Source organism: Microbacterium sp. CnD16-F, from assembly GCF_024124465.1.
GTDB classification, from domain to species: domain Bacteria; phylum Actinomycetota; class Actinomycetes; order Actinomycetales; family Microbacteriaceae; genus Microbacterium; species Microbacterium gawkjiense.
Window position 1 is genome coordinate 1 of sequence record NZ_JAMXSA010000066.1, and the last position, 14,126, is coordinate 14,126.

The 14,126-nt window shown below is 71.6% G+C and carries 14 protein-coding genes; 8 read left to right on the plus strand and 6 right to left on the minus strand.

Annotation, left to right across the window (positions count from 1 at the left end; all coding sequences use genetic code 11):
• The 3 genes from NH287_RS13475 to NH287_RS13485 all read left to right on the plus strand — a co-directional run.
• The coding region (locus NH287_RS13475) for a hypothetical protein (RefSeq protein WP_253036027.1) at window positions 1-458 on the plus strand (458 nt) is incomplete at its 5' end.
• Window positions 459-536: 78 nt separating this feature from the next.
• Complete coding sequence (locus NH287_RS13480) at window positions 537-1,337, plus strand: SDR family oxidoreductase (RefSeq protein WP_253036028.1); 801 nt, start codon at window positions 537-539, stop codon at window positions 1,335-1,337.
• Between the two features lie 71 nt (window positions 1,338-1,408).
• On the plus strand, window positions 1,409-2,809 hold the full coding sequence (locus NH287_RS13485; protein WP_253036029.1) for an MFS transporter: 1,401 nt from the start codon (window positions 1,409-1,411) through the stop codon (window positions 2,807-2,809).
• A 140-nt stretch (window positions 2,810-2,949) separates the two neighbouring features.
• Here the strand turns inward: NH287_RS13485 and NH287_RS13490 are convergent, their stop codons facing one another.
• Entirely contained in the window at window positions 2,950-3,927 is a 978-nt protein-coding gene (locus NH287_RS13490; RefSeq protein ID WP_253036038.1) for an MFS transporter, read from the minus strand.
• A 278-nt stretch (window positions 3,928-4,205) separates the two neighbouring features.
• Here NH287_RS13490 and NH287_RS13495 point away from each other — a divergent pair, with 278 nt between their 5' ends.
• Window positions 4,206-4,475, plus strand: coding sequence for a hypothetical protein (locus NH287_RS13495; RefSeq protein WP_064003430.1), 270 nt, complete (start codon window positions 4,206-4,208; stop codon window positions 4,473-4,475).
• Window positions 4,476-4,492: 17 nt separating this feature from the next.
• Here the strand turns inward: NH287_RS13495 and menC are convergent, their stop codons facing one another.
• The 3 genes from menC to NH287_RS13510 are packed head-to-tail and all read right to left on the minus strand — an operon-like array spanning window position 4,493 to window position 7,255.
• The gene (gene menC / locus NH287_RS13500; protein ID WP_253036030.1) at window positions 4,493-5,626 is read right to left on the minus strand and encodes an o-succinylbenzoate synthase; all 1,134 of its coding nucleotides are present in this window, start codon (window positions 5,624-5,626) and stop codon (window positions 4,493-4,495) included.
• A gap of 21 nt (window positions 5,627-5,647) precedes the next feature.
• The gene (locus NH287_RS13505; RefSeq protein WP_253036031.1) at window positions 5,648-6,343 is read right to left on the minus strand and encodes a GNAT family N-acetyltransferase; all 696 of its coding nucleotides are present in this window, start codon (window positions 6,341-6,343) and stop codon (window positions 5,648-5,650) included.
• A gap of 18 nt (window positions 6,344-6,361) precedes the next feature.
• Window positions 6,362-7,255, minus strand: coding sequence for a WcbI family polysaccharide biosynthesis putative acetyltransferase (locus tag NH287_RS13510; RefSeq protein ID WP_253036032.1), 894 nt, complete (start codon window positions 7,253-7,255; stop codon window positions 6,362-6,364).
• Between the two features lie 105 nt (window positions 7,256-7,360).
• Here NH287_RS13510 and NH287_RS13515 point away from each other — a divergent pair, with 105 nt between their 5' ends.
• The 3 genes from NH287_RS13515 (at window position 7,361) to purU (ending at window position 11,565) form a co-directional block, all read left to right on the plus strand.
• Complete coding sequence (locus NH287_RS13515) at window positions 7,361-9,079, plus strand: long-chain-fatty-acid--CoA ligase (RefSeq protein ID WP_253036033.1); 1,719 nt, start codon at window positions 7,361-7,363, stop codon at window positions 9,077-9,079.
• 66 nt (window positions 9,080-9,145) lie between these two features.
• Window positions 9,146-10,630 (plus strand): peptide MFS transporter, encoded by a 1,485-nt coding sequence (locus tag NH287_RS13520; RefSeq protein ID WP_253036034.1) that lies wholly within the window; start codon window positions 9,146-9,148, stop codon window positions 10,628-10,630.
• A 56-nt stretch (window positions 10,631-10,686) separates the two neighbouring features.
• Window positions 10,687-11,565 (plus strand): formyltetrahydrofolate deformylase, encoded by an 879-nt coding sequence (purU, locus tag NH287_RS13525; RefSeq protein ID WP_064003436.1) that lies wholly within the window; start codon window positions 10,687-10,689, stop codon window positions 11,563-11,565.
• A gap of 23 nt (window positions 11,566-11,588) precedes the next feature.
• Here the strand turns inward: purU and NH287_RS13530 are convergent, their stop codons facing one another.
• On the minus strand, window positions 11,589-12,368 hold the full coding sequence (locus tag NH287_RS13530) for an SDR family NAD(P)-dependent oxidoreductase (RefSeq protein ID WP_253036035.1): 780 nt from the start codon (window positions 12,366-12,368) through the stop codon (window positions 11,589-11,591).
• Between the two features lie 81 nt (window positions 12,369-12,449).
• Here NH287_RS13530 and NH287_RS13535 point away from each other — a divergent pair, with 81 nt between their 5' ends.
• A complete protein-coding gene (locus NH287_RS13535; protein WP_253036036.1) occupies window positions 12,450-12,923 on the plus strand; it encodes a MarR family transcriptional regulator in 474 nt (157 codons plus the stop codon).
• Window positions 12,924-12,930: 7 nt separating this feature from the next.
• Here the strand turns inward: NH287_RS13535 and NH287_RS13540 are convergent, their stop codons facing one another.
• Window positions 12,931-13,734 carry a MerR family transcriptional regulator gene (locus NH287_RS13540; protein ID WP_253036037.1) on the minus strand — a complete coding sequence of 268 codons (804 nt, stop codon included), beginning with the start codon at window positions 13,732-13,734 and terminating at the stop codon, window positions 12,931-12,933.
• Window positions 13,735-14,126: the final 392 nt, after the last annotated feature.

Genomic DNA, 14,126 nt, shown 5'->3' on the forward strand with positions numbered 1-14,126 from the left:
GCGCCGGTCGCCGAGTCCGCGACCGCCCCGGCCGCGCCTGCCGCGCCCGCCGCGCCGTCCCCGGACGCCGTGTGACCTCAGCCGAGGGGGGCAGGTCACTCGTCGTCGACGAGCACCTGGCCCCCCGACTGGCGCGCGGGTTCGTGCGCTGGCAGCTTCGTCGCCCGTCGTGGATCCTGCTCCTGAGCGTGACCGCCGTCGTCGTGGCGCTGAGCGTGTTCCTCACCGCGACCGGCAGCGACGGTGCCGCGTGGGTGGGCGTCGCGCTCGTCGTCCTCACCAGCGCGACGGTCATCGTGTCGTGGCTGGCGGTGCGATCCTCCATCCTCCGGGCGTACCCGGTCGGCGACGCGCTCCTGCTGAAGGTCGGCTCGTGGGCCGGCGGGGTCGCGGTCATGCCGCGTGCACTGCTGTCCGAGGACGAGGTCGCGCGCCTGCAGGCGGCTGCGAGGAGCTGACGCGGACGCGCGTTGCGGGGCGGCCCGCCGCTGTCAACCCCGCCCCCTGTCCGCTGCGCGGTCCGTAGCGTCGGCCGCATGACCTTCACCCCTCGCCGTGCCATCGTGACCGCTTCCGACTCCGGCATCGGCCGGGCGACCGCCCTCGCCCTCGCCGACGCCGGCATGGACGTCGGGGTCACGTGGCACTCCGACCAGGAGGGCGCCGAAGAGACCGCCGCCGAGGTGCGCCGCCGCGGCCGGAACGCCGTCGTCGCCCAGTTCGACGCGACCGACCTCGACTCGGTGCCCGGCGTCATCCGCGGCCTCGCCGCCGAGCTCGGCGGGCTCGACGTCTTCGTCAACAACGCCGGCGGCGGGACCGGCGGCCCCTTCCTCGAGATGGACATCGAGGGATGGCGTCAGGTCGTCGGCCTCAACCTCGACGGCGCGTTCGTCGGGATGCACACGGCGGCGACGCTGATGGCGGATGCCGGTCAGGAGGGACGCATCATCGCGGTGACGAGCGTGCACGGCTCGCAGCCGCGGGTCGGGTCGGCCGCGTACGTCGCGTCGAAGCACGGCCTCGAGGGTCTCGTGAAGACGATGGCGCAGGAGCTCGGCGCGAAGGGCATCACGGTCAACTCGGTCGCCCCCGGCGAGATCGCGACACCGATCAACGACATGGATGCTGAGGACGCCGAGAACACGCATCGCCCCGGCATCCCGATCCCGCGTCCGGGTAAGCCGGAGGAGATCGCGGACGTGATCGCCTTCCTGGCCTCGCCGGCGTCGTCGTACGTCACCGGGGCGACGTGGGTCGTCGACGGCGGGATGCTGCAGATGGGGCCGCAGGCCGGGTCGCACCTCGAGTCCGACGCCTGGCGCAGCGCGGGCTGAGCGCGTCCGGCAGCGCGCGCCGCGGATAGCCTGGAGGGATGGCCCCGGACGACAGACGCAGACTGACCCGGATGCCGCGACAGGGCGCGATCGTCGCGGTCCTGGCGATCGCGGGTCTCGCGTCGTCGTTCATGTTCACCCTCGTGGTGCCGATCCAGTCGAAGCTGCCCGAGCTGCTGAACGCGAGCCGCGAGGACACGGCGTGGGTGGTGACGGCGACCCTGCTGGCCGCGGCCGTCTTCACCCCGATCGCGGGGCGCCTCGGCGACATGTACGGCAAGCGCCGCATCGTGCTGGTGCTGCTCGGCCTGCTCATCGTGGGATCCGTGATCGCCGCCCTCTCCCCCGGGATCGGCGGCGTGATCGTCGGTCGTGCGCTGCAGGGTGCCGTCACGGGTGTCGTGCCGCTCGGGATCTCGATCATGCGCGACGTGCTGCACGAGGACCGGGTGGATGCCGCGATCGCCCTCATGTCGGCGACGCTCGGTGTCGGCGGCGCGGTCGGCATGCCGGTCAGCGCGATCATCACCGAGACGAGCGACTGGCACGTGCTGTTCTGGATGGCTGCGGGGCTCGGCGCGGTGGTGTTCGTGCTCGTCGCCCTCATCGTGCCGCCGAGCGTCCTGCGCACGGCGGGACGCTTCGACTTCGCCGGCGCCGCCGGGCTCGCCGTCGGCCTCACCGGTGTGCTGCTCGCCGTCTCGCGCGGCAACGAGTGGGGCTGGACGTCGCCCGCGACCCTCGCGCTCGGCCTCGGCGGGCTCGCGGTCCTGCTGCTGTGGGGCTGGTTCGAGCTGCGCATCCGCGAGCCGCTCCTCGACCTGCGGGTCGCCGCGCGGCCGGCCGTGCTGCTGACGAACCTCGCCTCGGTGGCGATGGGCTTCTCGCTGTTCGGCTCGAACGTGTCGTATCCGCAGATGCTCGAACTGCCGGCATCCGTCGGCGGATTCGGGCTCACCCTCTTCCAGGCCAGCCTCATCGTCATGCCCGCGGGCCTCGTGATGATGGTGCTGTCGCCGTTCTCGGGACGCCTCGCCCGCACGATCGGACCGCGCGTGCTGCTGATCATGGGCGCGAGCGCGCTGATCGTCGCCTACGCGTACTCGCTGGTGTGGGCGTCGGAGGTGTGGCACATCCTCGTTGCGAACCTGCTCATCGGCGTGGGCATCGGGTTCGGGTACGCCGGGATGCCGATGCTCATCATGCGCTCGGTGCCGCAGAGCGAGACGGGTGCCTCGAACGGGCTGAACGCGCTGTTCCGCTCGCTCGGCACGTCGATCGCGGCGGCCGTCGTCGGCGCCGTCCTCGCAGGACTGTCGACCGTCCAGGACGGGGTCGCCGTGCCGACCCCCGCCGCCTTCCAGGTCTCCTTCGCGCTGGGACTCGGCGCCGCCGTCGTCGCGCTCGGCGTCGCCCTGTTCATCCCGCAGCGACGCGACCCGCACGAAGCGCACCCCTCGCTGCCGCGCTGACGGGGCGGCTCGGGGTGCTCGGGCGTCGGGCGCGGTCGGTGGGTGTCAGGGGATGCAATGGATCTCGCGCGACGCGCCGCGGCATCCGCTCGGTGGACGGCGTGTCGGGACGGATCTCTCGCATCCGTTGACGCCGGCGCTCAGGCGAGGCGGCGGGGCGTGGCGGTGAGGAGCGCGGCGACGACGAGCGCGAGGGCGATCAGGACCGCACCGGCCGAGAGCGCGGTGGCTCCCGTCGGGTGAGCGGCGCCGCCGACGAGGTCGCCGAGCCAGGGACCGGCGGCGATGCCGACGTTGAAGGTGACGACGGTGCCGGCGCTGGCGAGCGTCCGCGTGCGATCGGTCGCGATGCGCATCAGCATCGACTGCTGCAGCGGGAAGTAGGCGCCGATCGTGAGACCCCACACCGCGAGCGCGACGTACAAGAGCGGGGTGTCGGCCGCGATGCTCAGGATGCCGAAGGCCGCCGCCAGGCCCACGAGGGCGACCACGAGTGACGCCTGGGGCCACCGGTCGGCCAACGGACCCGCCGCGACGACGCCGACGAGTCCGGCGGCGCCGTACCCGAACAGCAGCACAGGGATCTGCGCGGCCGGAGCTCCCGCCGACACCTCGAGCAGCGGGCGCACGTAGGTGAAGGTCCCGAACTGGGCGAGGGCGAACACGAGCGCGGCCGCCGCGAAGAGCACGATGGGAAGGAGCGAGGCATCCGCTCCGGTCGGACGCTCCGCCCTCGGCAGCGCCGGCTCGGGCGTCCGCCGCGGCAGCCGGATCGCGATCGCCGCGGCGAGGGCGAACGCCACGAGCGCGAGCACGCCGAACGACCAGCGCCACGACAGCAGCTGCGCGATGAGCGCACCGGCCGGAAGGCCCGCGAGGGTCGCGACCGTGCCGCCCACCGTCACGAGGGCGAGCCCGCGCCCCAGGTGGGACGGGGCCAGCAGCGACGTCGCGTAGACGATGACGATCGCCCAGAAGAGGCCGTGCGCGACACCCGCCGCGATGCGCGTCGCGACGGCGACCTCGTACGTCGGGGCGAGCGCGGTCGCGGCGTTCGCGACCGCGAAAGCGGCGAGGGCTCCCGCGGCGACGAGCCGCCGATCGAACCGCGCCGTCAGACGGGCGAGCTCTCGACGCGCATGGTGAAGGTCGTCCTCGACCTCGAGGCGGACTGCCGCGCCACCCGGCCCCCGTCGTGCACCCGCGCCCTCGCCGAGGAGCTCGCCGCCGAGCTACAGGCACTCGACGACCGCCTCGCCTGCCTCGCCAAGAGCCGCGACGCCGTCGCGCTGTACCTCGGCCGGTCCGCGCACGCCGACCTGCTCGCGCACTAGCACGCCCGATCCTTCGGGACAGCCCCATCGCGGCATCCGACGCCTCAGGGGAGGATGGGTCCATGTCCTACGCCACCGAACGCCGCTCGAACCCGACCGCCTGGGCCGCCTTCTGGGTGGGGCTCCTCGGCCTCATCCTCATGCCGATTCCGGCCTTCATCGGGCTGATCCTCGGCGGCGGACTGTCGCTCATCGCGGCCGTGCTCGTCGTCATCGCTCTCCTGAAGGGTCTGGCCCGGCGAGGGAAGGGCATCGCGCCCGTCGTCTTCGCGGGCATCTTCGTCCTGCTCACCTGGGGTGGGATCTCGCTCGGCGGCGGCATCTGGTGGTGACGCCCGCCTGAGCGCCCTCAGCGCCGCAGCGTCTCGCGCGCCACGGTGAACCGCTCGAGCGCGTCGAGGTCGACCTCGACGCCCAACCCGGGACCGGTCGGTACCCGCACGTGCCCGTCCTCGAGCACGGCCGGCTCCGTCACGATGTCCTCCGTGTAGAACCGAGCGGATGCCGAGACGTCGCCGGGCAGCGTGAACGCAGGGTGCGCGGCGAGCGCCGCGTTCGCGGCACGTCCGATGCCGGTTTCGAGCATGCCGCCGCACCACACCGGGATCCCCGCCGCCTCGCAGAGGTCGGCGATGCGGAGCGCCTCGAGGTAGCCGCCGACGCGGCCCGCCTTGACGTTGATCACGGTCGTCGCGCCGAGGGCCAGCGCGTCACGCGCGGCCTTCACCGAGGTGATCGACTCGTCGAGGCAGATCGGCGTCTTCAGCTGCTGGGCGAGGGCGGCGTGGTCGACGATGTCGTCCTCCTGCAGCGGCTGCTCGATGAGCAGCAGACCGAAGCGGTCGAGCTGCGCCAGGGTGTCGGCGTCGGCGAGCGTGTAGGCGGAGTTCGCGTCGACCTGCAGCGGGATCTCGGGGAACGCGGAACGCACGGCATCCGTCTCGACGATGTCGCGACCGGGCTTGATCTTGATCTTGATGCGGACGTACCCCTCGTCGAGGTAGCCGCGGACGGTCTCGACGAGCGCCGCCGGGTCGGATTGGATGCCGACGCTCACCCCCGACGGGATCGTCGCCGCTGCGGCGCCGAGGTACGACGCGAACGAGCGTCCCTCGGAGCGCAGCGCCGCGTCGAGGACGGCGAGCTCGAGACCCGCCTTCGCCATGCGGTGGCCGACGAACGGATCGAGCGTCGGGGCGACCTGCTCGGGAGCGAGCTCACCGCGGTGCAGCAGGGCCGGGCCGAGCCAGCGGGTCGCGACGTCCCAGGCGCCCTGCGTGTACTCGCTCGAGTAGACCGGCGCGCTCTGCGTGACGATCTCGCCCCAGCCGTCGCCCGCGTCGGTCCGCGCGCGCACGACGATGACCTCGCGATCGGTCATGGTCCCGAACGACGTCGTGAACGGCGCGACGAGCGGGATGCGCAGGACCCGCAACTCGACTCGGTCGAGGCGGACGGATGCGGCGGGCTGGGCGAGCGGCATGGGCTCAGGCTACGCGCGGCGTCACGGCCGGACGAAGAGGTAGCCCTCGCCGGTGCGGAACCCGCCCACGACGAGACCCGCGTCGAGCTGCGCCCGGAACGCGGCGCGCACCTCGTGGCGCGCCCGGGCCGCGGCATCCGGATCCGTCCGACGGAGCGCCTCGACGTCGGTCGGGATCGCGACGGTGGCGACCACCTCGGCCGCGTCGGGCGTGGGCACCGGCGAGGCGAGGTGCCACGCGACGTGCAGCCGGTCGCTCTCGTCGCCGCTGTTGATCGCGTCGCCCATGTCGCCGTAGTGGTCGACGAGGTAGTCGGTGACCCGCGCGCCGAGGACCGCGAGGTTGAAGTGCGCGTTGCGGGCGATGAGCGGGTCGAAGGTCCAGGTGATCGTGCCGACCTCGCGCGCGAACGCCCACTCGCGCTGGTGCGCCTTCAACGCCCGCCCGATCCCCCGCGCCTGCGCATCGGGGAGCACACCCGTGACGTGGGAGTGCATGCTGCGGGATGCCGGGGGCCCGAAGAACGCCGCCGACGCCGCGATCATGCGGTCGCCGTCGTACACGCCGACGACGTAGTTGCCGGAGTGCTCGAGCGCCCGCAGCAGGTTGGGTGGCATCCCGCCGTCGGGCGAACCCCAGACCGCTTCGAACACGCCGCTCGCGGCGACCATCTCGTCGATCGTGTGCAGTTCGCGGATGTCGAGCCCGTCAGCCATGCCGCCACGCTACGCCGATCAGCGGCGCCAGCGCTCCAGCGTGGGCCGCAGCCGGTCGACCGCGCCGCGGACGAACTGCGGGTGCTCCAGGTACCAGGCGAGGTGCGCGTCGCGGACCTCGGCGGGGTCGACGCGTCGCCCGTCGACCGTCCAGTCCGGGACCGCGTGGGCGTCGAGACCCCACGCGTCGATCACCCAGTCCTCGCGCGGCGCGTGGACCGCGTTCAGGAGGGGTCGGCCCGGGTCGCGCGCGGCACCGTCGCGGCCGAGCGCACGCAGGATCCGGTCGCCGAGCGCGAGGATCACCTCGTTGCCCGGATGGTTCACCGTGCGGACGAGGTCGAACCGGGGCTCGGCGAACAGATCCGACGCCGCGACGTCGAGGGTCTTCTCGCGCCGGCGGAGTTCGGCGAGCGAGGCGGCGGCCTCGGCGCGCACGCCGTCGGGGTCGAGCCGCTCCCGCACGGGCGCCCCGGCCGCCAGCGCGAGCGTGCGGACGTCGTGGTACGCGACGAGCGGCGGCGTCTCCTCGACGCCCGGCACGTGCAGCGCGGCCTGGAAGGGGTGCAGGCCGGTGAAGCGGACGATCGGGAACGTGACTGCCCGGCCCGACGGCGGGAGGGATGCCGCGAGCTGCCGCGTCCCCAGGGGAAGCCCGTGGTAGTCGTCCTTCACCGGCTGCGCGATGAGCGCCGCGGCGCCCGCGACCACCTCGTGCAGGCGGCGGGTCGCGGCGGCATCCAGCAGGTACACGGGAGGGACGCGCACGAGCGGCAGCTCGTCGGAATCGAGGACGAGGCGCACCGATTCGGCCTGGCAGTTGCCGACGACGACCCCATAGTCCGTGCGGGGCAGGTCGCCGAAGAAGCCGGCGTCGTGGTCCCGGGGGGCGGGGTGCGCATCGGTGATCATCGCTCGAGCGTCGCAGGCCGCATCCGTCGCCGCGAGCGCTTGCGCGCGTGCCCCTCGCGAGCAAGGGGCACGCGCTCGCCACCTCCGCTGCTTAGGATCGTCGCCGTGCACCTGAACGAGACCCGCGCCTGGAACCGCTTCTACGCCGCCGGCACGCCGGTCGACATCGAACCCGTCACGGGCTCGCTCGTCGACCTGCTCGAGCAGCGCGTCGCCCAATACGGCGAGCGCGACGCGATCGCGTTCTTCGGCCGGGCGGTGACCTACGACGAGCTCGGCTCGCGGGTCGCGCGCGTCACCGAGGGGCTGCGGAAGCTCGGCGTGGGCGCCGGCGACCGCGTCGCCCTGATCATGCCGAACGCCCCGCAGCACGTCATCGCGTTCTACGCGGTGCTGCGACTCGGCGCGGTCGTCGTCGAGCACAACCCGCTCTACACGCGGGACGAGCTCGAGACGCAGTTCCGCGACCACGGCGCCCGCACGGTGATCGCGTGGGACAAGGTGGCACCGCTCGTGCAGTCGCTGCCGGCCGAGCTCGGCATCCGCGACGTCGTCTCGGTCGACGTGACCACCGCGATGCCGCTGAAGATGCGGATGCTGCTGCGCCTGCCCGTCGCGAAGGCCCGGGAGTCGCGCGGCAAGCTCACGGCCGCCGCCCCCGGCACGATCCCGTTCACACGGCTCGAGAACTCCGCACCGATCGCCCCGGGGCACCCGCGGCCCGGGCGCGACGACCTCGCCTGCCTGCAGTACACCTCGGGCACGACGGGCGACCCGAAGGGCGCCATGATCACCCACGGCAACCTGTGGGCGAACGCGCGCATGGGCGCCGCGTGGATGCCCGACTTCCGCCACGGCGAGGGCAGCATCTACGGCCTGCTGCCGATGTTCCACTCCTTCGGTCTGCTGCTGTCGGTCATCTACTCGGTCGAGACCGGGTCGCGCGCCGTGCTCTTCCCCACCTTCGACCCCGAACTGGTGGTGGATGCCGCGAAGACCTTCCCGCCGACGTTCATCCCTGCCGTCCCGCCGATGTTCGACCGGCTGGCCCGGGTCGCCCGCGACGGCGCCCTCGACCTCAGCCGCGTCGTGTACTCCATCTCGGGAGCGATGACCCTGACCCCGACGGTCGTCTCACGCTGGGAGAAGCTCGCGGGCAGCATGCTCAACGAGGGGTACGGCCTCACCGAGACGAGCCCCATCGCCCTGGCCAACCCGTTCGACGAGTCGCGCCGTATCGGGGCCATCGGCATCCCGTTCCCCTCGACCGACATCAAGGTCGTCGATCCCGACGAGCCGACCCGCGAGGTCGCGCAGGGCGAGACCGGCGAGCTGCTCATCCACGGACCGCAGGTGTTCGCGGGGTACTGGAACCGTCCCGAGGAGACCGCCGCGACCCTCCTCGAGGGCGGCTGGGTGCGTACCGGCGACCTCGTGCAGCAGGACGAGGACGGCTTCGTCACAGTCGTCGACCGCAAGAAGGAGCTCATCATCACGGGCGGTTTCAACGTCGCCCCCTCGGAGGTCGAGCAGGTCGTGACCGCCACGCCGGGCGTCGCCGAGACCGCGGTCGTCGGGATCCCCCGCGGCGGCGGAGCCGAGGTCGTCACCGCCGTCGTGGTCCTGGAGGACGGCGCGACGTTCGACGAGGCCGCCGCCCGCGAGCTCGCCCGCGAGCGCCTCGCGGAGTACAAGCGGCCGACGACCTACGTCGTGTGGGAGGAGCTGCCGAAGTCCCTCATCGGCAAGGTGCTCCGCCGACGGGTCCGCGACACGCTGCTCGCCGACCGTCACGCCACCCGCGCCGCCGTCGGCGAGGACTGATACACCCGCGCGAGGTGTCGCACAACCTGGGCGCCTCGTCCAGGACACGCGCCTAGCCTGGGACGAATGCGGAACGTACCTCCCGTCGACCTCCCGCCCTCCGACGGCACCGCAGCGCGCGACACCCGATTCTTCGGCCAGCCGTTCGCGCTCGCGCACGTGTTCGGCGTCGAGATGTGGGAGCGCTTCAGCTTCTACGGCATGCAGGGCATCCTGCTCCTGTACCTGTACTTCTCCGTCACCGACGGCGGGCTCGGGGTCGACAAGACGGTCGCCGCGAGCATCGTCGGCGCGTACGGCGGCGCGGTGTACCTGTCGACCGTCCTCGGCGCCTGGATCGCCGACCGCATCCTCGGCGCCGAGCGCGTCCTGTTCCTCAGCGCGATCGTCATCATGGCGGGACACATCGCCCTCGCGCTTCTCCCCGGCTTCGCGGGGGTGACCGTCGGCCTCATCCTCGTCGCCTTCGGATCCGGCGGGCTCAAGGCGACCGCCACGAGCGTCGTCGGCACCCTGTACCCCGCCGACGATCCGCGACGGGATGCCGGTTTCTCGCTGTTCTACCTCGGCATCAACCTCGGCGCGTTCGCCGGCCCCCTGCTCACCGGGCTGCTGCAGTCGACTCTCGGCTTCCACTGGGGCTTCGGGCTCGCCGCCCTCGGCATGGCGCTCGGCCTCACGCAGTACTCGTTCGGCCGCCGCAGCCTGCCCGCCGAGGCGCGCGTCGTCCCCAATCCGCTGCCGCGCGGGCGCTACCCGCTGTTCGCGGGGATCGGCGCGGCGGCCGTCGTGGTCATCGTGGTCCTGGTCCTGACCGGTGTCATCCGCGCCGACAACCTGGCGTTGATCGTGATCGGGGCGGTGATCCTCGCGGCGATCGCGTACTTCGCCGTCATCCTGCTGAGCCGGCAGATGACGACGCAGGAGCGCAGCCGCGTGTGGGGCTTCCTGCCGCTGTTCGTCACGTCGGTCGTCTTCTGGTCGCTCTACCAGCAGCAGTTCACGGTCGTGACGCTCTACTCTGCCGAGCGCCTGAACCGCGACCTGTTCGGCTGGGAGATGCCGATCCCGTGGGTGCAGTCGATCAACCCGGTGTTCATCATCCTGCTGGCGGGCGTGTTCACGGCCGTCTGGTCGAAGCTCGGCGCGCGTCAGCCCTCGACCCCGGTGAAGTTCGCGCTGGGTGTCGCCGTCATGGGTGTCGCGTTCCTGCTCTTCCTGCCGTTCGCCGGTGGCGGGGCGAACTCGACGCCGCTGCTGGCGATCGTCGGCATCCTGCTCGTCTTCACGATCGCGGAGCTGATGCTCTCGCCGGTCGGCTTGTCGGCGGCGACGAAGCTCGCGCCGGTGCGGTTCCAGACGCAGATGGTCGCGCTGTTCTTCCTCTCGGTGTCGCTCGGCACCGCGATCGCCGGTCAGCTCGCGACGCTGTACGACCCGACGAACGAGGTGCCGTACTTCGCGACGCTCGGCGGGATCTCGATCGCGATGGGCGTGCTGCTGCTCGTCTGCGTGAAGCCGGTGCTGTCGCTCATGAAGGGCGTGCGCTGACGGATGCCGCGCGTCACGCGGTCGGCATCCGTCATCTCACAGGGCAGAATCGAGGGATGACGTCGCCCGCCCCGCAGCTCCACCCCGACCACGCCTGCCTCATCGTGCACGGCAAGGACAGCCCGGGGATCATCGCCGCCGTCTCGGCGATGATCACGCGGATCGGCGGCAACATCGTGCAGTTCGACCAGTACTCGGACGACCCCCGGGGCGGGGCGTACTTCCAGCGCGTCGTGTTCCACCGGCCCGGCTTCGGTGCGCAGCGCCCCGCGATCGAGGCGGAGATCGCCGAGACCCTCGCCCCGTTCGAGCTCGAGTGGTCGCTGACGGACCAGTCGGTGCCCAAGCGCATGGCGATCCTGTCGTCGAAGCAGGACCACTGCCTGCTCGACCTCCTATGGCGCAACCGTCGCGGTGAGCTGCCCACCAGCATCCCGATGGTCATCTCCAACCACACGTCGTCGGCCGAGGACGTCCGCTCGTTCGGGGTGCCGTTCTTCCACGTGCCGTCGACGCCCGGCCCCGACAAGTCGGCGTCCGAGGCGAAGATCCTCGAGCTACTCAAGGGCAACGTCGACTTCGTCGTGCTGGCGCGGTACATGCAGATCCTGTCGCCGGAGTTCCTCGAGGAGCTCGCGGTGCCGGTCATCAACATCCACCACTCGTTCCTGCCCGCCTTCATCGGTGCCGAGCCGTACCGCAAGGCCAAGGAGCGCGGCGTGAAGCTCATCGGCGCGACGAGCCACTACGTCACCGGCGACCTCGACGAGGGCCCGATCATCGAGCAGGACACGATCCGCGTCACGCACGCCGACACGACCGCCGAGCTCGTCCGCCGCGGCGCCGACGTCGAGCGCCAGGTGCTGTCCCGCGCGGTGCGCTGGCACTCCGAGGACCGCGTCATCCGCCACGGGAACCACACGATCGTCTTCTGACGCGGGGGCGCGGGGTTCCGGCGTCACAGCGTCCCGGTCAGCACCCCGCCGTCGGCGCGGAGCGCGGCGCCGTTGATCGCCGACGCACGCGGACTCGCCAGGAACGCGACGAGCGCCGCGATCTCCTCGGGTCGGATGAAGCGCTGCAGCAGCGTCGTCGTGTTCCGACCGATGACGGATGCCGCGACGGCGTCGGCCGGCACGCCCTGCGCCGTGGCGATCGACTCGATCACGGTCGCGACGCCGTCAGAGTAGGTCGGCCCGCTGAGCACGGTGTTGACGGTGACCTGCGTGCCCCGCGTGAGTTTCGCGAGGCCGTTTCCGAGTGCGATCGTCGCCGCCTTCGAGACGCCGTACGGGATCATGTCGGCCGGGACGTTCACGCCCGACTCGCTCGCGATGAAGAGGATGCGGCCCCACCCGCGCTCGAGCATGCCCGGCAGCACGCGGCGCGAGAGGCGGACGCCGGCGGTCAGGTTCACGTCGAGGTATCGCTGCCACTCCGCGTCGTCCGCGTCGGCGAACTCGTTCAGCCCGAACGCGCCGGCGTTGTTGACGAGGATGTCGACCTCGGACAGGCCCGTGAGCGCAGCCGGGTCGGTGACGTCCCCGGGCGCGACGTCGACGTCTGCTCCGGGGACGAGTGCGCGGAGCCGATCCGCAGCCGCGTGCGTGCGGGGGGCATCCCTCCCGTTGAGGAGGACCGCGGCGCCTTCGAAGGCAAGGGCTTCGGCGATCGCGAAGCCGATGCCTTGCGTCGAACCGGTGATGAGAGCGCGCGTGTCACGCAGCTGGAAGTCCATGGATGATGCCTTTCACTTGACTGAGCAAGTGACGGTAGCCCGGATCACTTGACTGAGCAAGTCATGACATAAGCTCGGAAGGTGACTGCGGACGACGACCTCTCCCCCGACGACCTCGAGACCTGGTCGTCGCTGGCGACGCTGCTCGAGTGGCTGCCCGCGGCGCTGGACGCCCAGTTGCAGCGGGATGCCGCACTCACCCACTTCGAGTACGGCATCCTCTACGCCCTGTCCCGCGCCGAGGACGGGCGGCTGCGGATGAGCACGCTTGCCGGGTACGCCCACAGCTCGCTCTCGCGCTTGTCCCGCGCGGCGACCCGCCTCGAATCGCGCGGATACCTCCGCCGTGAGACCGACCCCGCGGACGGCCGTTACACCCTCGCGATCCTCACGGATGCGGGGGCCGAGGTCCGTCGCGCGGCGGGCCCCGGCCACGTCGATCTGGTGAGACGGGCGGTGCTCGACCGGCTCACCGCCGCGCAGCAGAAGCACCTGCGGACGATCACCTCCCGCATCCTCACCGGCCTCGGCGATGAGCCCGGGTGGAGGGCGTGACGCAGGCTCAGGCCACGGGCTGCTGCAGATCGACGATCCAGCGCGAGCCGGGACCGTCGTAGGGCGTCTGCTCGTAGATCTCGCGTGCCGGGCCGTCGAACCGCAGCCCGCGGCGCTCGATCTCGGCGACGAGCGCCTGCCACGCGGCCTGAATGCCGCTGAGGTCGGCCGCGTCGAAGCGGGTGGAGACGGCACGCGGATGCCGCGGCACCACCGCGCGCTCGAGTCCATCGGGCACGGGCGCATCGCCGATCTGCTCCGCCGCCGCGGCGATCATGCCGTCGTCGACCGTCGTGTAGACGGCGACGCCCGGACCGACGCGCGTCGCACCCGACGCCTCAATCAGCGCGCCGACTTGCTGGAACATTCCGCTGATCTCGCCTTCGATCTGGGACATCTCGTCGACCTTCGCCGACAGCTGCACGATCGTCAGCTCGGGCAGCGCAGTCTCGGTGTACTCGGACATGGGATTCTCCCTCTCGATCGATCGGAGCCTCGTCTCGACCTCGTGCAGGCGCTGCCGGTCCGCGTCGATCTGGGCCGCGAGCTCGACCCGCCGCTCGCGCAGGAGCGCGGCGACCTCGCTCGACGACATCCCGTCGTCGAGCATGACGCCGACCTGCTCCAGCGTGAAGCCGAGGTCCTTCAGCGCGACCAGTCGATTGGCGCGGTCCAACTGCGACGCGGCGTAGGAGCGGTATCCCGAGAAGGGATCGACCCGCTGCGGGCGCAGCAGACCGAGCTGGTCGTAGTGACGCAGCATCCGCACCGAGACGCCGGCGAGGCGGGCGAACTCTCCGATACTCAACATGGTGATCCCAGGCCACAGTCTGACACCGTGAGAGGGTCAAGCCCCGCCGGGTTCAGCCTCGTGGGCCGCGCTCGTCGTGCGCCTCTTTCGTCGTGGCGATCTGAGAACCTCGTACAGAGGCTGCCACCGAAACCTGCTCTTGCGGCCGCCGACGAACTGCCTGGCCGCGCAGAGCCTAAAACGATCGTTTCCGGCAGTGTTGCGGACAAGGCGCTGAGATGCCGACCGGAAACATGGTTCACAACCTGGTTTTGGCGGGCGCTTTGGTCAAGTCCCGTGGAGTGGTGTAACCGTTTCGTGATCCTTCAGGGATGTGGGGGCTAGTTTTCGTTGTGATTGCAGATGCTCGCGACGAGCTCACTCACGGTGTCGGAGTACAGCCCAGGAGTGGG